At 44.9% G+C, this 19464-nt stretch carries 21 protein-coding genes; 6 read left to right on the top strand and 15 right to left on the bottom strand.

Features of this window, described 5'->3' with window-relative positions; all coding sequences use genetic code 11:
- Nucleotides 1–307 precede the first annotated feature (307 nt).
- Both GON22_RS05920 and GON22_RS05915 read right to left on the bottom strand, forming a co-directional pair.
- On the bottom strand, nucleotides 308–1477 hold the full coding sequence (locus tag GON22_RS05920; protein WP_160395185.1) for a DUF4317 domain-containing protein: 1170 nt from the start codon (nucleotides 1475–1477) through the stop codon (nucleotides 308–310).
- Nucleotides 1478–1668: 191 nt separating this feature from the next.
- The gene (locus tag GON22_RS05915) at nucleotides 1669–2322 is read right to left on the bottom strand and encodes a FusB/FusC family EF-G-binding protein (protein WP_160395184.1); all 654 of its coding nucleotides are present in this window, start codon (nucleotides 2320–2322) and stop codon (nucleotides 1669–1671) included.
- A gap of 291 nt (nucleotides 2323–2613) precedes the next feature.
- Here GON22_RS05915 and GON22_RS05910 point away from each other — a divergent pair, with 291 nt between their 5' ends.
- Entirely contained in the window at nucleotides 2614–3843 is a 1230-nt protein-coding gene (locus GON22_RS05910) for an aminopeptidase (RefSeq protein WP_160395316.1), read from the top strand.
- Nucleotides 3844–3935: 92 nt separating this feature from the next.
- Here GON22_RS05910 and GON22_RS05905 read toward each other — a convergent pair whose 3' ends face one another.
- The 6 genes from GON22_RS05905 to GON22_RS05880 form a co-directional block, all read right to left on the bottom strand.
- Nucleotides 3936–4259, bottom strand: a complete 324-nt coding sequence (locus tag GON22_RS05905; protein WP_160395183.1) for a hypothetical protein — start codon at nucleotides 4257–4259, stop codon at nucleotides 3936–3938.
- Nucleotides 4237–5304, bottom strand: a complete 1068-nt coding sequence (locus GON22_RS05900) for a suppressor of fused domain protein (RefSeq protein WP_160395182.1) — start codon at nucleotides 5302–5304, stop codon at nucleotides 4237–4239. Before GON22_RS05900 ends, GON22_RS05905 begins: the two co-directional genes overlap by 23 nt.
- Nucleotides 5305–5730: 426 nt before the next feature.
- Entirely contained in the window at nucleotides 5731–6843 is a 1113-nt protein-coding gene (locus GON22_RS05895) for a slipin family protein (RefSeq protein WP_160395181.1), read from the bottom strand.
- A gap of 604 nt (nucleotides 6844–7447) precedes the next feature.
- The gene (locus GON22_RS05890) at nucleotides 7448–7996 is read right to left on the bottom strand and encodes a VanZ family protein (protein ID WP_160395180.1); all 549 of its coding nucleotides are present in this window, start codon (nucleotides 7994–7996) and stop codon (nucleotides 7448–7450) included.
- 32 nt (nucleotides 7997–8028) lie between these two features.
- On the bottom strand, nucleotides 8029–8598 hold the full coding sequence (locus GON22_RS05885) for an SF0329 family protein (protein WP_160395179.1): 570 nt from the start codon (nucleotides 8596–8598) through the stop codon (nucleotides 8029–8031).
- A 32-nt stretch (nucleotides 8599–8630) separates the two neighbouring features.
- Entirely contained in the window at nucleotides 8631–9500 is an 870-nt protein-coding gene (locus GON22_RS05880; protein WP_160395315.1) for a phosphorothioated DNA-binding restriction endonuclease, read from the bottom strand.
- 144 nt (nucleotides 9501–9644) lie between these two features.
- Between GON22_RS05880 and GON22_RS05875 the strand changes: the two genes are divergently transcribed.
- Nucleotides 9645–10103 (top strand): GNAT family N-acetyltransferase, encoded by a 459-nt coding sequence (locus tag GON22_RS05875; protein ID WP_160395178.1) that lies wholly within the window; start codon nucleotides 9645–9647, stop codon nucleotides 10101–10103.
- Here the strand turns inward: GON22_RS05875 and GON22_RS05870 are convergent.
- Both GON22_RS05870 and GON22_RS05865 read right to left on the bottom strand, forming a co-directional pair.
- A complete protein-coding gene (locus GON22_RS05870; protein WP_160395177.1) occupies nucleotides 10100–10540 on the bottom strand; it encodes a GNAT family N-acetyltransferase in 441 nt (146 codons plus the stop codon). The genes GON22_RS05875 and GON22_RS05870 overlap by 4 nt on opposite strands.
- A 43-nt stretch (nucleotides 10541–10583) precedes the next feature.
- Entirely contained in the window at nucleotides 10584–10745 is a 162-nt protein-coding gene (locus GON22_RS05865) for a hypothetical protein (RefSeq protein ID WP_160395176.1), read from the bottom strand.
- Between the two features lie 182 nt (nucleotides 10746–10927).
- Between GON22_RS05865 and GON22_RS05860 the strand changes: the two genes are divergently transcribed.
- The gene (locus tag GON22_RS05860; RefSeq protein ID WP_160395175.1) at nucleotides 10928–11689 is read left to right on the top strand and encodes a WecB/TagA/CpsF family glycosyltransferase; all 762 of its coding nucleotides are present in this window, start codon (nucleotides 10928–10930) and stop codon (nucleotides 11687–11689) included.
- 17 nt (nucleotides 11690–11706) lie between these two features.
- A complete protein-coding gene (locus GON22_RS05855; protein WP_160395174.1) occupies nucleotides 11707–12186 on the top strand; it encodes a GyrI-like domain-containing protein in 480 nt (159 codons plus the stop codon).
- A 201-nt stretch (nucleotides 12187–12387) separates the two neighbouring features.
- On the opposite strand, the gene GON22_RS26700 is transcribed toward GON22_RS05855, so the two are convergent.
- Nucleotides 12388–12585, bottom strand: coding sequence for a VOC family protein (locus GON22_RS26700; RefSeq protein WP_442954356.1), 198 nt, complete (start codon nucleotides 12583–12585; stop codon nucleotides 12388–12390).
- A 192-nt stretch (nucleotides 12586–12777) separates the two neighbouring features.
- Between GON22_RS26700 and GON22_RS05845 the strand changes: the two genes are divergently transcribed.
- Nucleotides 12778–13383, top strand: a complete 606-nt coding sequence (locus GON22_RS05845; RefSeq protein WP_160395173.1) for a chloramphenicol phosphotransferase CPT family protein — start codon at nucleotides 12778–12780, stop codon at nucleotides 13381–13383.
- 189 nt (nucleotides 13384–13572) lie between these two features.
- Here GON22_RS05845 and GON22_RS05840 read toward each other — a convergent pair whose 3' ends face one another.
- The 3 genes from GON22_RS05840 to GON22_RS05830 form a co-directional block, all read right to left on the bottom strand.
- A complete protein-coding gene (locus GON22_RS05840) occupies nucleotides 13573–14115 on the bottom strand; it encodes a cupin domain-containing protein (protein WP_160395172.1) in 543 nt (180 codons plus the stop codon).
- Nucleotides 14116–14405: 290 nt separating this feature from the next.
- Nucleotides 14406–15311 (bottom strand): aminotransferase class IV, encoded by a 906-nt coding sequence (locus GON22_RS05835; RefSeq protein ID WP_160395171.1) that lies wholly within the window; start codon nucleotides 15309–15311, stop codon nucleotides 14406–14408.
- A gap of 53 nt (nucleotides 15312–15364) precedes the next feature.
- A complete protein-coding gene (locus GON22_RS05830; protein WP_160395170.1) occupies nucleotides 15365–16078 on the bottom strand; it encodes an aminotransferase class IV in 714 nt (237 codons plus the stop codon).
- Nucleotides 16079–16458: 380 nt separating this feature from the next.
- On the opposite strand from GON22_RS05830, the gene GON22_RS05825 reads away from it, so the two are divergent.
- Nucleotides 16459–18630 (top strand): anthranilate synthase component I, encoded by a 2172-nt coding sequence (locus GON22_RS05825; RefSeq protein ID WP_160395169.1) that lies wholly within the window; start codon nucleotides 16459–16461, stop codon nucleotides 18628–18630.
- Nucleotides 18631–19135: 505 nt separating this feature from the next.
- Here the strand turns inward: GON22_RS05825 and GON22_RS26695 are convergent.
- Complete coding sequence (locus tag GON22_RS26695; RefSeq protein WP_442954355.1) at nucleotides 19136–19318, bottom strand: transposase; 183 nt, start codon at nucleotides 19316–19318, stop codon at nucleotides 19136–19138.
- Nucleotides 19319–19464 lie beyond the last annotated feature (146 nt).

Genomic DNA, 19464 nt, shown 5'->3' with positions numbered 1-19464 from the left:
ACTTCCTTATCTTCTAGGATGGTTCCCTTATCGTAAAAGCCAGCGATGCTGCCATTATCGCCTATCGTATCATAGTTAATGGATGCAACGAAACAAAAGAGAGCCCCCATGACGGGAGCTGCTCTAGCATGTTAGTTATGCCAAAGATTGCGAGATGAAATCAAATTCCCTACCTCTACTTGCGATTCGACAGGCAGCTTAAGCGCATGAGCGATCATGACGGCCATCTATGGACCTATCGCGACAAAATACGACAAATAAGCCTCAACGCGCCAGCGCCGAGGCAATAATAACCGATATATGAAGGCTACAACGTCTCCGTATTTAACGTAAACCCTTCAATTACTGCATCTTCATCAACCTCGATGAGGATGCATCGTTTTCCTTGATAATTCACTTGCTTCACATATCTCAAATCTTGCGGGCTGATCGAAATCGTCGCTACCTTCGTCTCAATCTTAATCGATTTCGAGGTAAACTTCGGAATGACGCTGCTCGCTTTCATCTCATAATATTTGTCGTCGGTGATCGTTTGGAAAGCTTGCTCCACCTTTTCCTTCGTCACATTTTCGACGCCGCTTACCGTTAGCACGCGCTCCACATCGGTATAATCCAGCTTTGGAGGCTCTTCCCCCTCATGGTCCTCGATCAACTGATGAATTTCCTCATACACCTGCGCAATCGTTGAGGCGTCGAACTGCTCCCCAGCCACTTCCTTCACAATTTCCTCGAAAATAGCCCGTTCTTCATACGCCGTCACCGTCTTCTCCGCATTCAACACCTTATCGATGAAATGCCAATTCGGTTCATTCGCTTTCCCTGAACAATACAGAATCCGATTAATGTCGGAATAGTTATCCGTCACGCTCGGGAAGAAGAAGCCTTGCTCCGGTGTGTTTAATTTAACGATCGGATCTACGAAAACATTATATTTATATTCCCGCTCGACATAGTCAAACATGAGCGTTTTGCGGTGATGCTCCGTGGAATTTACGCTGCACAGGATGAACGGATGGGAAAACATTTCATCCTTGCCGGTCGTCTCTGCTTCGTCGTTGCGAGCCTGGGTCGGACGAGAATACTGGCCACGGACGAACGTAATGACCGTATCCCGCTCATAAGCCGTATTCGCCATCATTTTTTCCACCAGAAGGATCATCAAATCATGCCATTCATCAGGGTCGCCAGTTACAAGCGCTTGATGAAGCAGGATGCGCGAAAGCTCACCCTCCTCCGCCTCTGCCTGAAACGTTAGCTCGAACATCTTCTGGTCTAATTCGCCGGTCAGCAGCTTTTTGAAATTGCCCATGTACAGCTCTTGCTTCTCCCGCTCCAACATCGCGAACGGCTGGCGTTCGTAATGATAAATCTCGTTCGTTTCCTTCATAATATACACGTTGAGAATTTCGTAGAGATGCAGCATCTCGTGATCCAGCTTAAACTGCTTACGAATATGCGCGAGTTCTTTTTTTATCATAACGTTTCAGACAACTCCTAAGCATTGAGATGGTTCTACCAGAATAAACGATGGAGCTGGGCGTTTGCAACGCGTTCTGCTTATATTTAAAAATCCAGGGTGACTGTATGCCAGCGGCACACAAGTATTGTCACACAAAAAGGAGCGCAGCCTAACAGGCCCGCTCCTTCTATTTTAACGCATCACATTGATTATCCTATAACATTATCGATAAACCGTTCCAAACTCGCTTGATCCGAAATATTCTTATTACACGACTCACTATTCGAGCACATATAATTGCCAACCGCTTTGTAATAGTCAGGTGAGGCATTGGACGGTTTTGTTTTGGTTATGGCCGTTACCAAGCTAAGCTCCCCGTGCCGATTACAGATGCAGCAGTAGCCCTTCTTGTTGGTCGGCGTATTCCTGCCCTCGATGCCGATCCATTGCCCATCGCGAGGATAGACGATGAACAGCTTATTCGTTCCAATATCGATCCAACTGAGATAAGTCACATAACGGTAATCAATCGAGGCTAAGTTCGGAACCTTGAGCTTCTTCACTTTCGGAAATAGCTTCTGAATCTGCTTCTCCGTTACACGCGGAAACTCCATCATATACGGCTCCAACGCGCTTATATACTTCCGGCAATCTTCGCTCGACCGCAGCTCCGCTATTCGCTCGACCAGTTCCTTTTGCCAATCTGTTGCATCCGGAAACTGTTCCATAATCTCGAATATCGCGCTGGACCGTATCGCTTCCACCACTTTAGGATCAGTCGCCGCTTGGCAAGCTTGCTGCAATTTATCAACATGCTTCTTCATGAAGTTATATTGATGGTTTCTAATAAATGGTACGTTCATGTTCTCAGCTCCTTATTTTGTGTTAGCACAAGAAATAAGGTGCAAAACCCATTATTAGAAACGACAAATGCTCGTCTGGGCGATTCTATCATCGTTACGCCCCATGCAAAGTATCGCCCTATTTCATAGGCTTTGCACGAGACAGTGCAATCTGGCAATCGCGAACTGCCATGTTTAACACCCCCCACTTGAGAATAATATAAGGGATAGTGGTTGTTGGTGCAACTAACCTTAAACTGGTTCACCATCCCCAAGAGTGGTACACTCTCCTTAATAAAGGAGGAATGCATGATGCCAACAAACGCAGATTTGGAAAAATACGCCGACCTCATCGTCCGAACAGCGATACATATTCAACGGGGACAAGATCTTTGGATCAACGCGCCCATCCATCTTCCGGACCTCGTGCGCCTCATTGTGAAGCGGGCCTATGAAGAGGGGGCAAAACGCATCCATGTCGAATGGCAGGACGAGCAGCTTTCGAAGCTAACCTACGGCCTTGCCCCGAACGAAGCGTTCGAGCAATATCCGGCGTGGCGGGCGGCAGCTATGACCGAATTAGCGGAGCAAGGCGGCGCTTATTTGCTTATCAAGTCCGACGATCCCGAGCTGCTCAAAGGCGTCAACCCTAAGCGGCTTGCGGACTATTCGCGTGTCGCCTCCGCTGCTCTCTCCACGTTTAGAACCTACATGTCTTCGAAACGAATGACTTGGTCGATCGTTGCGGCTCCTTCGGACAACTGGGCGAAGCTCGTCTTCCCCGAGCTGGATACGCAAGCGGCTGTCGAAGCGTTATGGGAAGCGATTTTCCGCGCGGTTCGCGTCAAACTGGACGATCCCGTGCTTGCCTGGGAGGAGCATAACAACTTCTTGCTCGCCAAGCGCGCTTATTTGGACAGCAAACAGTACAAGAAGCTTCATTACCGGGCTCCCGGAACGGATCTTATTATCGAGCTGCCGGACAATCACCTGTGGAACGGGGGCATTTCGAAAAACGAGCGAGGCAATACGTTCAACCCGAACGTGCCTACCGAGGAAGTTTATACGGCGCCGCATCGAAACGGCTCGAACGGAACCGTGCGAAGCACTAAGCCGCTGAGCTACCAAGGAAGCCTGATCGAGAACTTCAGCCTGACGTTCGCTGATGGCCGCGTAGTCGATTTCGAAGCCGAGAAAGGCTACGAATCGCTTAAGACGATGCTGGACTTGGATAACCACTCGCGTTACCTAGGGGAAGCTGCGCTCGTTCCACATCGGTCGCCAATCTCCGATTCGAACATCATTTTCTTCAACACGCTGTTCGACGAAAATGCTTCCAACCATCTAGCCTTGGGCAATGCTTATCCAACCTGCGTGCAAGGCGGCACCGCCATGTCTCGCGAAGAGCTGGAGCAAGCCGGTCTTAACCAGAGCATCCTGCATGTTGACTTCATGATCGGCTCAGCCGAGATGGATATTGACGGCATTACGAAGGATGGCAAGGCCGAGCCGGTGTTCCGTAAGGGGAATTGGGCGTTTTAAGAGACCATCCGAGTGTTTTGAATGGCCCTATTGCATGCAAAGAGACCCTCGCATTATTTAGACGCGGGGGTTTCTTTGTGGCTTGCACCTCATTAATCCCTATCCATATAAAACTCAGCCGTCAGCTTGCCTTCGCTACATTCCGGGCAACTTACAAGAACAGGTCCACTATGCTCAACCTCCGCCTGCTCCATAACCATTCCACACCTTTTGCAACTACAAACATGTTTGTACGCAGACGTATCCGACTGCATCTCAATGTACAATTCATTTTGAATGCCCCGGCAAGCCGGACACACATACATCGAGCTATAAGCATCATACTTCGTTGAGCCATCCATCAGGAATGCTTCGATTTGCTGTTGGAGTGCGGGCTCCTTCACAAACCTACAGCTAGCCAATCGTTGAAACAACATTTCCGGCCTCATCTTTTATGTAGGTTTTCACAACTTGCAAGACCATCCCTTTGAAAGCAGACAACTCAACCATGCCTTCCTTCGGCTGTAGCTTCTGGGACCATTCGATGGCGCTCGCCTCATCCAGCGTAATGCGGACCCCGTCCTCTCCTTTATCCTCGAAGCCTGCTTTCTCCCCCGGCTCCAACACCACCCGAATGCCCGGACCTGATAAATAAAGGGATTTCCCTTTACGAATGCGGCCTGCCAGCAGCTTGCCGACGATTCCGGCCTGCTTGGCCCCTAGCTTCAGCACGGCTGGTGCCTTACTGAGCAAGCGCTTCTTAGGCGGCTCCCACCCCAATTGGTCCACGTATAAAAAGCCCGTGTTGGAGCCGTCCCGCTCCATCCCGTTTTGCACCATCTCCGTAATAACCGGAACCTCTGTGAAGCAGCCCCGCGCCAGATCCGTCATATAACGGCTAGGCTTGTATGCCTCGCAAGCATTCAGTACGCCGAGCGTATTCCACGCCTGCATCGCTTCGAGCTCACTGCCTGTAATGCCAGCCATTTGCAAAAACTGGACATGGCCATTGGGCGTATCCATCGCCGGAAGCTCCGGGTCCTCAACGAACGCTAGCGCTGTCAGCTGCGTGTCGGCTCCCAGGCAGATCGGCCCATTCGCATCCAAATAATCGCCCGCCCGAAAAACGTTCCCGCTCCTGAACACATATCTCCCCATATTTTGCAGCAAGCTCAGCGCCCAAGCCGGAGGCTCTTCTTCCGAATCCTCGCGCGCGAGCCGAAAAGTCAGCTCAAACCCGTAACCGCTGGTCTTGGCATCGTCCAGTTCCTTATCATACAGCTCCGAAAATCCATACGTAACAAAATGCCAATGAGGGAAAGGCTGCTCCGCCCTATAGGCACTGATGCCATCAAGCGGATCGTTCCCGCCCAGCCGATAGGAAACAAGCGTCCCATAATGCTTCGGCTCCTGATCGCCATACAGCTTCGACACCGCATGTTCAATGGCGTCCCACCCGCTAGCGTTTACTTCCTCGTTCATCTCAGTTCCTCCTTAAACACAATTTCTCGATTCCTTTTCTAAACGGTCATTTCCAGTAAGAGGAATATTCTTTATTATCGTGCAAAACCAGCTTTTTTTGAAGACAAACAAATAAGAGTGTCCCGAAAGCGTAGACTTTAGGACACCCTTATTTGAGTTGTAAAACAAACAGAAACCGTATGTTGGAGATTCTAACGGACCCAGCAGCCCTTATTTGATCAAAATCAGTCACTTTTTCGCGCTAACGGACCGAGGCGCCGCTATTTGGCCAATTCGCCCCCCACGAGGCAGCAAAATCGCTAAATAACGGCTGCTGGGTCCGTTACATTTGTAACGGGTGCTTTTGGAGGGGAATAACGGCTCCTGAGTCCGTTAGAAAAAATGTCCCGAAAGCAACCACCTTCCACCAGCTCTACTCTATTGCCGCTACTGCTTCGCACCCGCCCCTGCAAGCAACGAATTCAGCTGCTCCAGCAGATTGCCTCCGCCCGTGAGCGAGATCGTCCCGATCTTCTCGCAAATTTTCTCAAGGAACTCCAGCTCCTTCAAGCGGAACAACGTCTGGTTCTCATCCATCAGCTTCGCTGTGTTAAGCAGGCTGCGGGTGGACGCTGTTTCCTCGCGACGGGTAATCAGGTTCGCTTGCGCCTTCTTCTCTGCCAGCAGCACCGTGTTCAGAATCTCCTTGATGTCCCCCGGCAAAATAATATCTTTCACGCCAGCAGCAAAAAATTTCACCCCGTACTCCTCGCTCTTCTCATTCAGGCGGGACAGCACGAACGCCGCGATCTCTTGCTTCATCCGCAACAGGTCATCGAGCTTCAAGGTCCCGACATATTCCCGCAAAATCAGCTGCAACAGAATATACACCTGATCCTCGAACGCTTTGAACTCCAGTGCGCGCAGCGGCTCAACGATTTTGTACTGGCAGACGAAGTTTAAGCGAAGCGTCACCTTATCCTCCGTCATAATCTCTTGCCCCGTCATGTCCAGCTGTTGGTGGCGCAAATCCACCGTCTTTACAGCTGCCTGCACAGGCCCTCTCCAGAAATAGTATTTCCCCGGCGCAAGCTCCCTCTGCATCACATTGTTGTAGAACAGCACGCCCGTCTCGTGGCTCGCCACTTCGGACGCGTAGAGGTAGCCCACGACTTTGGCAAATATGGCTTCATCGATCTCGGCGCCAACCATCGGCTGGCGGATATCGACTCGCTTAAAATCATGCTGCTTCAGCACATTCCAGAAAGCGTATTTGCCCGGAGTAAGCAGCGCAACGAACTTGCCATCCTCGTAATGAAGCACGTACTCATGGTCCTGCACGTTAATAACGGTCAGCTCCGTTAGCAATTGCTCATCCTTAAGAAATAAATTCAGATCCTTCCCCTGCACGGCGAAAGGCTTCGTCACATTCAATAGCACAACTTCATCATCGGAAAATGTAGCCAGACGATGCACGCCGGGCTGCAAATGCTTCACATAGCTGCCCTTCTTAAACAATAATCCCCGTTCGTCCGTTTTGACGATCATCTTCTTAAACATCTTTAATCCCCTCATTTCATAACCCTGCTTGTTGTTCGTGTGCGGCCTTGATATGGAAATCCCCCTGATCCAGATGCGGAGCCTAGCTTAAGGATGGAATAGCTGTACCTGCACATGGAATGTTGTAGATGATGACGACGCGCTCGCTTTCAGCCCGGCCTCGACCATCTTGCCATTACGTGGCTCAGTACCTTTCTCCCACCCGGTATCCGCAGGCTGCATAGCAACTTGACCAGCGCCTGCCCGAAGGCTGGCCGAGGATTCCCGCTAACAGGCCTAATAGGATTGTCGTTTCTCTCGATTAACAGTCGAGTACTCTACCACTGAGTTAATCGCTGGAATAGCGATATGGGATTCGAACCCATGCATTGTGTGAGAAATGCCGGAAGCAGCGTTACAGGATACTTGCTCACAGCGTGGCAAGCACTGCCGGATCATTTGGAGATCCCAGCCGAGGTAACGTTTCCGTGTCATCACTCGTATCCTATATTCGCTTATTTTGGCAACGGCGAACATGGCGAAAGTATTACGACGGGGAAAAGTTTTCTATTTTGCCGCACACAAAAAAGCCCAGGCCTTATGGTCGGGCTTACATGGTGGAGCTTTAGAGGCGCAATTTCACCATAAATAGTATGTACAATATAGCAGGCAATCCTATGGCAGACAGCATGGTGATTACAGTACGTACTCTTCTCTTATCCCGTAATATAACGAATAACAACTTACATCCTACAATGCCAATCCATCCGCCCAAACTATTTAAAATGATGTCATCAATGTCCGCTACGCCAATGCCTAACAGCCACTGCATAATTTCAACGAATAAACTCACTAGGAATAGTAATAACACATTGGCCATTATTCGTTTACCATTTTTGAATACTAACAAAAAGATGCCAAGAGGGATAAAAATAACGATATTGCCAACCACATTACTAAATGCGAATCTTCTTATCGTCGCAGGGTCGTCAACCATATAATCCTTGATACTCTTAAAGGGGATAAGATTGATCGATCGAATGGCAGCCCTTTGGCTATCAAACAAATCCACAAGTGAAACTCTTGATAAGAACAACAATTTAATTAAAAAAATGATGTAACAAATGAAAATGCCATATAAAAAACCTGCTGTCACTCGTTCTCGTCTAGTCATACTGCCTCCATCCCTCGAGAGGGAATTGTTAATCACACCAGTCTGCGACGCAGCTCATAAAAATACTGCACACATGGATGCTTTAGCTTGATTTGCTCGGACATGTTCAAAATTCGTTTTTTGCCAACCCGCCTGTCCACCAAAGCTAAAATATTCAACAAGATATCATTGCTCTCCATGCTTTCCTCGATTGAGGTGGACAGAAACTTATTCGCTACAACAACGAAATTAGATTTGCTTAAGGCAGACTGGGCTGACATAAGCTCCTTTGCAAGCTCTGTAATTTTGCGGCTTCTTGCAATGACGATCAGCCGATCCTCCGGAATTTTTCCATTGGCTTCCTTTCTGACTGTTTCCAACTCTTCATCACTGATCGGTATCTGGATAGCTGGGTCATTCTTAATTTCCAGTTCAGACTGATACCATCGGATGTAGGTCGTTGTATCAATCATATTGAGGACGTTCTTCTTATCGACTGTGATGTAACATTGGCCTGCTTTGTCCGGTAAATACCGATAGCTGGTGGCACGGTACTCGAACCGTTCAGCTAACGCAGGACTGAGAAAGCTCTCTAGCTGCTGCTTCATTTTGCTCCAGGACATGAATCCTCCTATGTTGTGTGGTACAGGTAATGTTAAAAAGCACGATACCTAGCTGGCCCTCTAAATACTTCCCTGATATGCCAGTTTACAAAACTCTCTTTTGGCGTATAAACAGGGTTTATCGGAGAACGTACCTGTTTGCCGTGATAACGCATCAGCCACTCCTCAAAACCATGCGTGCCATGCGCTTGTTCCGCCACTAGCAGCTCCCGCTCACCCGTTATTGTAAATACGCCGCGATCAAACAATTTATGATGCAACGAGCATAATGCAATCCCATTCTCTTCCGAGTCGGGACCGCCTGCTTGATGCCATTGAATGTGGGCCGCGTCAATGCCGACCAATTGATGCCCTAATCGGACATTAAACCCGCACACCGCACAGCTGAATTCATACGCTTTCAAAATTCGATCCCTAAAGTGCGGATCGCGCTTCCGCTTTCTTCTAATGGAACAATCTAGCCCGATCTCGTCGAGAATATCCTGATGAATGCTCTCTGGAAAATGCTCATTCAACAACGCTTCAACCAGCTCTTGAATAAGGCGTTCATTATTTTGAAGCAGCACGAGCACTTCATCTGTAAACCCTGCCGATACTTGCTCCGTTAAAAGCTGCTTATCCGAAAAGTTCTTTTTGTCAACTGTGCTGGTTAAGCTCCAAATCCCGTCAGTCGTAAGCCGAACAAACGGCTCTTCCGGGTGATAGGACTTTCTTGGAGGACCAAACTCCATAAGCAGCTTTCTTAATTTTACACGTGCTTCTTCATAGGGCAAGACCGTCTTGTGCTGCTGCAGCTGAGCAAGCGCCAGAAGAATTAACAAAGGCTTATGCGGAGCCCGCTGCCCATTCTTCTTCCAAATTGATAGATTCGAAAGCTTATTTTTTAGCCAAGTCTCTTCCACAGCATCTATGCTCGCTTCCTTTTTCTCTACAGTATACACCAACTGTAAACTCCCCGTTGCTTCCCTCTATCCGTCGCACCTGGAAACTTATCTCTAATTCCTTTACAATTAGGGAATATGCTTCTGATAGGGGGATGACGAGAAATGATTGAAGTATACGAATTACGAAATAAGATGGAGTTTTTTGATGACGCCGTTACGATGTACTGGAATCAGTGGGGAAGTGAAAGCAACTTTACGTTTTACTATGATTGTATGTTCCACTCATGTACAACGGATTGTGAATTGCCACGGTTTTATATTGCTCTCCACAATAATTCCATTGTAGGCACGTATGCACTCTTAAGAAATGACCTAATCAGCCGCCAGGATTTATTTCCTTGGCTTGCTTGTTTGTATGTTGTTCCACAATTGCGAGGCAACCGAGTAGGCTCTATTCTTTTGCGGCATGCCCAAGAGGAAACGAGAAAGTTAGGCCTAACTAAACTATATCTCTCAACTGATCTAGAAGGATATTACGAGAAATATGATTGGACACTTTTGAGCACTGGCTACATTTTTAATGGAGATGCTACTAAGATCTATGAGGCTTGCTTGAACTAGATATTAATCTCCATTTTCTTAAAGCGTACGCCATGATTAACGAATAGCGGATGGTCAAGCCAGTCTGATACTTCTTGAAAGCCAAGTTTCTGCCAAAAATGAATAGAACTGTTCCTAGCGTATAACTCTACTTTACTGATAGCATTAACCTCAATATACTTCAAAACATTATGCCATATCGCGTTACCAATGCCTCTGTTTCGTTTCTGTGATGATACCGCCGCATGCCTTAACTCGATCGCTTCCTTGGTTATCACTAATACAAAAACGCCGATAACCATTTCTTTTTCAACTGCTACAAAAGAAATCTCTTCCCCATTCAGTTTTAACTCATTCCTTATTGACTCATCCATCCCAAAAGGCTTCCACATTTCGTCGTATAAGAACTTGTCAGCTTTCTCTAATAAAAGCTGATCTTGTGCAACAATAATGTTCAAAATATCCCCCTCCTAACATGCCAACTTTTCACTTATGCTCCGCTTAAACCATCCCGATCATAGAGAATACGAATGGCTGTCTCAGCAAGCTTAATAATTCGATACCCGCCAGAATCATCAGCCCACGTTGGTCGAATGTAATTAGACGGAGTCCGAAGGATCCCACATACAAGCCTTTTCCCCGAATGTTGATTAGCTGGCCCATGCCCTGTCCCTCCTGTTAGTGAAAGCTCATTTAGCTATCATACCTCATATATTTCCAAAACATTTTATAATTTTTGGAATACTCACGCACTGTAAATCGACGTTTCCAGTGGAATAAATTTCAAAAACTCTCGCCATGTGTGGTAAAATAGCTCTATATTTTTCGTACTGGAAGGTGAGTAGATGACAGGCACAATCAATATACTAGGCGTTCCCTTTTCCAAATTAACGCTTAATGAAACGGTCCACCAACTTGGTGAACATATCCAAACCGAACAATCGAAATTGTTTCACTTAATTACAGCAAACCCTGAGATTACAATCGCTCACCAAACCGATCAAATGCTTCAAACTATTATAAAAGAGGCAGATTTGATTACACCAGATGGAGTAGGCATTGTGATGGCTGCAAAAAGAAAAGGTGAACCAATTGCAGAACGTGTCACAGGCTTTGATTTACTGCTTAGGCTATTAGAAAGAGGCAATGAGCAGGGCTGGAGTTTCTATTTCCTTGGAACAGATGAAGTGACAAACCATAAGGCTGTTGAAGAGATACGCAGCCGCTATCCCAATGTAGTGGTTGCAGGCCGGCATAACGGCTTTTTCTCCGATGAGGAAGAAACATCCATCCTTAAAGATATTCAGCAATCCAAACCTAATGTACTGATCCTTGCGATGGGTGCACCTTACTCTGACAAGTGGATATATAAGAACAAACAAAAACTTGAAGGTGTTAATGTTGTTTTTGGTGTTGGAGGGAGTCTTGACGTAATTGCAGGAAAAGTAAAGCCTACACCTGCTATTTGGAAAACATTTCACTTAGAATGGCTTCATCGGTTACTTACTGTTCCTGTTGCAAAAGGACAAAAATCACGGTGGCGGCGACAGTCCGCGTTACCGAAGTTTTTTTATCAAGCAATCATTAAGCGGTCCTGTGCCGGTTAACCTTGGAGGGTGCTGCATTGATAGAAATCATTGAAAAACAGCAATTTTCCGTGATTGGCAAACTAGGGGAAGGGCTTGCCGCTGAGGCCGCAATGTGGATCTCGCCGTTATGGCAAGAGGCGAACCATAACTTTAATGAGATTAGCAATCTCGCTAAGCTCGATGAGCAAGGCAACCTTGTTGGAATATGGGGTGCAATGAGCGATGTGGATGAGAAGTTTGAAAGGTGGAAAGAAGAAGGCAAATATTTAGCAGGATGCGAAGTCAACGACGATGCTATGGCACCGACCGGATGGACAAAATGGGTCATTCCTGCTTATAAATATTGTGTAGTTAAATGCACACAAGCCTCCTATCAAGACACCTTTCATCATATGATTACTGATTACTTGCCTCAACATCATTACAAGATCGTTGGGGCCGTTCATGAGTTTTTCAATCCCAAAGATAATAATAACAGCGATTTGTACTTATACTTCCCGATTGAAAAAATATAGCGATATACATCTTTTTTATCCGACTTTAATCCCAAATCCTATCCATCGCCCATCTATATCTTCAATTACAAATTCTTTGTTATTGTAATCCGTATGATCTAATGAACGGACTATTTTACATTCGAGTTAATAAACTCTTCGAGGAGTTCCTCTTGATTTTTTGTTATAAAGTACGCGTCATACCCATATCCATAGAGTTCTCTATTGGGAATTACTTTTTTGTCCATTCGTCTTAGTTAAAATGATCTCCGTTGTATCACGGTATAAACAGATATGGGGTTCATTTGCATCCAAATAGCTGACAGCTCTAAACCCCATTATTTGTTCATAGAAATTTGCAGTTTTAATTATATCTGGTGTAGGAAATACACAGTGTGATTCCAATAATAATTTTCCCATTTTGCTTCTCCTCCCACAATAACTCTCATCTTGTGATTTCGACAATAAATAATGCCTATCAATATATTACCATAAAATGTAACCCTACCTCTATTGCTGTCGCCCATTTGAAGCAATCTAGCAGGATTACTTAATCACTACACGAAAACTTTACATATGGATAATTTTACTACATTCGCAGGGGTGACTAAATTGAAGCAAGGGATAATCGTTTTTCTAAATGGAACTTCAAGTTCCGGAAAGACTTCCATATCGACAGAGCTATTAAATCAAAAAGAAATCTCATTTCGCCATTTATCCATTGATGATTTTATTCACGGAATGTTTCATGACTACATTGATTTTATTAATACTAAATGCTCAACATCAGCCGATGGCGAAGATGATGTGGAGGTTTCGATTCAATTAATTATTGATTCATTAGTTACTTTATTTTATTCAACCGTTAAATTTATGTCGGAAAAGGGGATCCACGTCGTTGTAGATACAGTCAATGATAATGAAGCGCGGTTTAATGCTTGTCTAGATTTATTAAACGATCGTCCTGTACTATTCGTAGGCGTAACTTGCTCGAAAGAGGAACTTATGAGAAGAGAAAATCTGCGGGGAGATCGACAGAGTGGATTAGCAATCGCACAGTATGATGCAATCTATCGCTTTAATGAGTATGACATTGAACTAAATACCGAAGCCTTGAGCCCAAATGAATGCGCCGATTTAATATTAGATTTTATTCGATCAAATCGTGAATACGCTGCTTTCAAGAAGTTAAATAAAAGCAGTGTCAGCGTTTCATAAAAGCCGTAGCCTTCACATAACATCATGTGCGAACGATAGTTCATAAGACAAAAAAAGAGGGGCGATTGCCCCTCTTTCCTATTCCCGCCAATACACCTCAACGAATAGTCTTTCCTGGCCAACAGTGAGCAGCACTCCACATGCGCAGCATACGGGTACGGCACCTTGTCGCGCTTACGCCTACTTTTTCTAATCCTGCATTTCTTGCGCAATGGCTTTCGTTGCATGTACTGTGCTATGCGGATGCTCAGGCGGGGCATAGATGACGGAAACCTTCATAGGACGATTGCCTGTATTCGTCACATTATGCCATTTTCCCGCTGGAACCATAATCGCAGAATCAACCGTAGCGAACGCTTGAAAATCCAGTTTATCCTTGCTGTCGCCCATTTGAACCATTCCCTGGCCCTCTTCTATCCGAATGAACTGGTCCGTTGTCGGATGGACCTCCAACCCGATGTCGTCACCGACATTAATGCTCATCACCGTTACTTGAAAATATTTGCCGGTCCATAAAGTTGTGCGGTAGTTGTTGTTTTGCTTCGATGCTCGGGCGATGTTGAGGACTAACGGTTTTGGCCCGTAATCTTGCAGTAAGATAGCACCTTGCGGGCTATAGGCATGGTTGCTCCAATGGTAATATTGAGGATGCCAATAGTATCTCCAATCGCTGCTCCAGTGGTCTTGCATAGGATAATGCCCTGTATAGGGATAGCATGAATTCGCGTACATACTCATGCTCCTCTCCGAATGTTCTGATCGACCATGTATCCTATGCAAAGACCTAGTTATAGGTAAGTAAAACTGGGCGCACTATAAAAGCTGACTCCGGTAATGTACCAAGGTCAACTCACAAGATAGTGTTTTATTCATTGTCCGCTAAATGGGGTTTGACCACCAACCTTTCTGCTAGAATGACTCGTCAGGGTACAGAGTAGTTTAAACTCTTCTTCAATCAAATAAGTCATCAGTGAAGTAATGTTTGAATTTAGTAGGTTGAATCATAGTTTGGGCTGATGCAATTAGGGACAGTTACTTGTAGCTTCATCACTGTACTTTTTAAGTAGCTTCCGGGTAATCAGCCCCGCCATGCCGTTACCTACACTCACCTCACTACCATCAATCCCCATTAACTTGTTTACTGGTATTAGTTCATAGTTAGAGTTTGTAAGCATGATTTCATCAGCGTGAAGAATATCTTCCCATTGATAGAAGCCCTCATATACTTCTATTCCCTCATTCTTTAATGTTTGGATTGCCCAAGAACGCGTAATACCAGGCAATGCACCTGTCTCTATAGCAGGCGTATACCAAACATTACCTATTCTAAATAACACATTGGAGGAAATCCCCCCGATAATTGAGCCATCCAAAGTAAGCTGTAGTCCTTCCAAAGAATCCAGCATCAGCCATCCTGATGGTTTTTTTTCACACAATTGATATAACTCTCTTCTACCCAAGATGGTATTAAACCAACTACTCGTTCTAAAACTCTGATGTCCATCTACCCTGCCGGCTCGTTGATTCAATAATTTTAAAGTTATACCTTCATTATATAGGCGCGTTTTGTAAGGTTCTAGTGGCTGGATCAAAAGGATATCTACAGGTTTGTTATAGGGCTGAATAGGCAACTCGAGGGATTGTTCACCGGGCGTCACGATAAAACGGAAATAAGCATCTCTTAGGTTATTCATGTCCAGCAGTTTGTTGATTCGCTCTTGAACTTTTACTTCAGAAGCTATGTAGCTGATTCTCAAGTCACGCAAAGCATTATTCATGCGGGTTAAATGATCACCTAGTAAAAATGGGATGCGATTATAGGTGCGAAATGATTCAAATATTGTCAATCCGTATAATAGACCATGATCAAAAGCCGAGACCCCCACCGTTCTGCTATTCTTTATAAGATCCCCGACGGCAATATACAATATGTCCCCCCCTTATTTACTCGGACGGCAGCAGACTCTCTTCGAAACGCGAATTACAACAAAGAGGTGTTGATTTTAAACTTGTGCCAGCCACCGACACTGTTTAAGAGCCATACTCTAGATGCTCGTTTTACATCAGTGAAGCTAAGTTTCTTTTCTTGTAGTACGCCTGAGTTAAGAAGCTGAGACCTCAAAACACCAGGAATGAGACCGCATTCGTAAGGTGGCGTCACTAACTGCGAATCAAGTTCAATTACAATATTCCCTCTAGTGAATTCGGTAATCTCGTTCTTCTCGTTATACATTAAAACATCGTCATTTTCATTTCTTTCTTCATAAATCAGTTCATACAACCGGCGGTTTGTAGACTTGTGGTAAAGAAACAGATTTGAGGAGTCGACAGGTCCTGCGGCAAAACAGAACGTACATATCTTAGCATCAGGAGGAATTTCTTCCTTTGCAAATGGTCTTGTCCCATCCAATTTCTCATAGGTAATTGTCGGTATACCTGCTTTACTTAGCGTCACCCTAAACTTATAATTTCCACTAAGAAGGTTATCTAAATTACGCTTTACTTCACCAATAATTCGATCATAATCATAGTTGTAGCTAAGGCTGTTCGATGACTCCTTCAATCGGACCATATGCAAAGGCAATAATGGAATTTCTCCATCCGATAAATACATGCTCTCCATTAGCTCAAAGCTATTTTCCTCAATCGGAGAATTTTCAAAATTGTTCACTCTTGATTCACTAATTTCTTGCATAACTTCATCTCCATATGTAATATATTGTAGATTTACTTAGATAATTTACCAATGAATTCGATAGCTAAATAGATAAAGTTGCTCCATGTAAATTATACCTTTATCTACATTATATTGCAATCTAAACAAAGCTGATCCGACTGTTTTCTTCATAAGCAAGTCTTCATCAAGATTCAATCCACTTGATAGCTAACTTAACGCTTTGGATAGGTGTCACCCTTGTAAAATCTAGTAATATCTAATATAATATATATATTTATGAGTGATGAACAGGTTGTTGAGATGAGCATAAGCTGAGATGAGCCTAGCAAATTATTCTATCATTTGTTTTTTATTCGGCTTAATACCTCCTGTTCCCCCTCTCACAAAGGAGGAAAAACATGAGTATTGTTTCCAAATTGGTCGTTAATCCCTCTGAAATTTTGTACACAACTCAGGCTGGATTTCAAATTAGGAGAGCCGCAACCCCTATTGAACCAACAACTGCTTCCGACAGGATTCTAGCCTTCATCGATCAACAAAAAGGAGCACTCTTCTCCAGTAGTTATGAATATCCAGGCCGTTACTCACGCTGGGATATCGGATTTATCAATCCTCCTCTCGAACTCCGCTCATATGGAAAGCAATTTGAAATTAGCGCCTTGAATTCCCGAGGTGAAATAATTCTAAATGAACTACATAAACATATCGAAGCCCTTTCTGTCATTGAGCATCTTACCTTTACGAATTACCTGCTTCAAGGCTCAATTAAGACAAGTGATGACTTATTTAATGAAGAAGACCGCACGAAACAGCCTTCTATATTTACTGTACTACGTGCTATTAAAGAACTTTTCTACGCTCCTGAGGATTCCTATTTAGGTCTGTACGGTGCTTTTGGCTACGATTTGGTGTTTAATCTAGAATCGGTGGAGCTATCACAGAATCGCTCAGAGAAGCTCCCAGATATGGTACTCTACCTGCCTGATGAATTAACAATTGTTGATCATCAAAAAGAGTGTGCTTACTTGTTGTCCTATGATTTTATCTTTCAGGGCGCTAGCACGGAAGGAATAGAACGCTCCAGTGAAGTTAACGTTCTTTCCCAATTGACAACAGATGGGAACCTACCACCTCAGTACATAAAGGGAAATTACGCAAAACTTGTCGAAAAAGCTGTAGAATCCTTTAAACGTGGCGATTTGTTTGAAGTCGTCCCAACCCACTCATTTTTCGAAAAATGCAAAGACGCACCCTCCAACATTTTTTCAAGGCTCCGCGAAATTAATCCTAGCCCTTATGGGTTTATTATTAATTTAGGCACGGAGCATTTGGTTGGATCTTCACCGGAAATGTATGTCCGCGTAAAAGGCAGCCGAGTGGAAACTTGTCCAATTTCCGGCACGGTAAGAAGGGGCAGCAACGCTATTGAGGATGCTGATCGGATATTGCAGTTGCTAAGTTCGACGAAGGATGAAGCGGAGTTAACTATGTGCACAGACGTGGATAGAAATGATAAGTCCAGAATTTGTGTCCCCGGCTCTGTTAATGTTATCGGTCGTCGTCAGCTTGAAATGTACTCGCATCTTATTCATACCGTCGATCATGTTGAGGGTCATCTCTTGCCAGAGGTGGATGCTTTGGACGCATTTATCAGCCACATGTGGGCCGTAACAGTTACTGGTGCCCCTAAACGCAACGCAATTAAATGGATTGAACAGAATGAAAGTTCACGTCGAAGATGGTATGGCGGCGCTGTTGGATACTATTCGTTCAACGGGGATTTGCATACAGGACTTACGCTACGGACCATGCGAATTCAAAATGGTATTGCAGACATTCGCGTTGGGGCGACACTTCTATTTGACTCCATCCCCGCAGATGAAGAAGAAGAAACCGTAACAAAGGCAGCTGCATTAGTCCAGGCCATTAAGGGGAGCCAGCACGATCTTAAGCATGAAGCTCCCCCGCTTCCGTTACAGAAAACGGCAAAGAGAATTCTAATTGTGGATCACGAGGATTCCTTTGTCCATACATTGGGCAACTACTTCAAACAAACAGGTGCTGATATTTTGACAGCTCGGCAACCGCTTGCCAAGAAGATATTAGAAGACCCTGCTTCGTCATTCGATTTAGTCGTACTATCGCCCGGACCCGGTACGCCTAGCGAATTCACCCTAAACGATACAATAGGTTTATGTATCAGCAATAACATCCCGATTTTCGGAGTATGCCTCGGACTTCAAGGCATTGTCGAATACTTCGGAGGAACCCTAGATTACCTTGAGTATCCAATGCATGGGAAATCTTCGCCTATTCATACCTCTAATGAAAGCCGATTGTGGGATGACTTACCGAAAGTATTTATGGCCAGCCGATATCATTCGATTCATGCCAGCACAGTCCCCGATTGCTTAAAGATAATTGCTGTATCAGATGATCAGGTAGTCATGGCTGTCGAACATAAAACATTGCCAATTTCCGCAGTTCAATTCCATCCGGAGTCCATTTTGACTACTAGAGGGGATTCGGGATTGAAGATTATCCATAATGTCGTGACCATGTACAGCTGATCCTATTGAGATTCATATACCGCTAATATTCGGAGCAATCCGGCTATTAGCGGTTAAACTCCTAATAAATTTGGACACTAACCACTTTCAATTGAAGCAGCTCGTTTTTAAGCGCACTCTTACTTGTTTTATCTAGCCCTCGTCCACTAAACGAAGGTTTTCGACTTGAGGCCAGTCATGGAGGCTGTTGTGGATTCGGTCTTTGTTGGAGTAACAGATAAAACGAACGACCTCTTTATACACCTCGTCTTAGGTTTCAGAACAACGTCTTTGGTAACGCTCCCTCTCCAGAAAACTATAGAAAGTCCCGAAGTAGGCGCTTCTTATCCAGTGTTTTCGTTGGATTCGTTCATGCTCAACACCCACTTGTCCACAGAAAGCGTAAAATGCCTTACTGATGACTATGCGCCTTTATTGGGACGAATTACGAGCGGTTTCGTCGCTTCTTATACTTCTTCTGCATGTCTCGGAATTCCGCTGCATCTTGCTGTAGCTGTTCGTCTTTCTAGTGCTTTTTAGCTATAGCCACATCCACCTCATCTCGGTAATGGCATAACCATTTTCTAAGTGAGCTAGATGAAAATCCATGTTTTCTGGCCACAACCTTCATTCGGTAACCCGACACCACCTTGGCAACATACTCCCTTATCGATTCAATAGGACACCGAAACCATCTTTTCAATGACACTCAACACAATTCTATCTAATCTATATGAAGCGTGTTAAGCGTCCAAGTGAATTAGGCAGTTGAATAGTTATCTTTTACAGGCACTTGTATTCGTATTCGATCGGGTCAGGAGGAGTCGCCACTGTTCACTTACCGAAGAGCAACCA

Origin of the sequence: Paenibacillus sp. MMS18-CY102 (genome assembly GCF_009789195.1) — a bacterium.
GTDB lineage: Bacteria > Bacillota > Bacilli > Paenibacillales > Paenibacillaceae > Paenibacillus_T.
Note: the sequence above shows the minus strand (reverse complement) of the source record. Positions and strands in the feature narration are given on the sequence as shown.

Bases quoted from the DNA above. Each gene is read 5' to 3' on its own strand.
- GON22_RS05875 (WP_160395178.1), top strand. From the start codon at position 9,645: ATGATTGAAGTATACGAATTACGAAATAAGATGGAGTTTTTTGATGAC.
- GON22_RS05905 (WP_160395183.1), bottom strand. From the start codon at position 4,259: ATGTTGTTTCAACGATTGGCTAGCTGTAGGTTTGTGAAGGAGCCCGCA.
- GON22_RS05830 (WP_160395170.1), bottom strand. From the start codon at position 16,078: ATGCAAGAAATTAGTGAATCAAGAGTGAACAATTTTGAAAATTCTCCG.
- GON22_RS05915 (WP_160395184.1), bottom strand. From the start codon at position 2,322: ATGAACGTACCATTTATTAGAAACCATCAATATAACTTCATGAAGAAG.
- GON22_RS05900 (WP_160395182.1), bottom strand. From the start codon at position 5,304: ATGAACGAGGAAGTAAACGCTAGCGGGTGGGACGCCATTGAACATGCG.
- GON22_RS26700 (WP_442954356.1), bottom strand. From the start codon at position 12,585: ATGGGAAAATTATTATTGGAATCACACTGTGTATTTCCTACACCAGAT.
- GON22_RS05825 (WP_160395169.1), top strand. From the start codon at position 16,459: ATGAGTATTGTTTCCAAATTGGTCGTTAATCCCTCTGAAATTTTGTAC.
- GON22_RS05885 (WP_160395179.1), bottom strand. From the start codon at position 8,598: ATGTCCTGGAGCAAAATGAAGCAGCAGCTAGAGAGCTTTCTCAGTCCT.
- GON22_RS05895 (WP_160395181.1), bottom strand. From the start codon at position 6,843: ATGTTTAAGAAGATGATCGTCAAAACGGACGAACGGGGATTATTGTTT.
- GON22_RS05920 (WP_160395185.1), bottom strand. From the start codon at position 1,477: ATGATAAAAAAAGAACTCGCGCATATTCGTAAGCAGTTTAAGCTGGAT.
- GON22_RS05840 (WP_160395172.1), bottom strand. From the start codon at position 14,115: ATGTACGCGAATTCATGCTATCCCTATACAGGGCATTATCCTATGCAA.
- GON22_RS05890 (WP_160395180.1), bottom strand. From the start codon at position 7,996: ATGACTAGACGAGAACGAGTGACAGCAGGTTTTTTATATGGCATTTTC.
- GON22_RS05910 (WP_160395316.1), top strand. From the start codon at position 2,614: ATGCCAACAAACGCAGATTTGGAAAAATACGCCGACCTCATCGTCCGA.
- GON22_RS05865 (WP_160395176.1), bottom strand. From the start codon at position 10,745: ATGGGCCAGCTAATCAACATTCGGGGAAAAGGCTTGTATGTGGGATCC.
- GON22_RS05860 (WP_160395175.1), top strand. From the start codon at position 10,928: ATGACAGGCACAATCAATATACTAGGCGTTCCCTTTTCCAAATTAACG.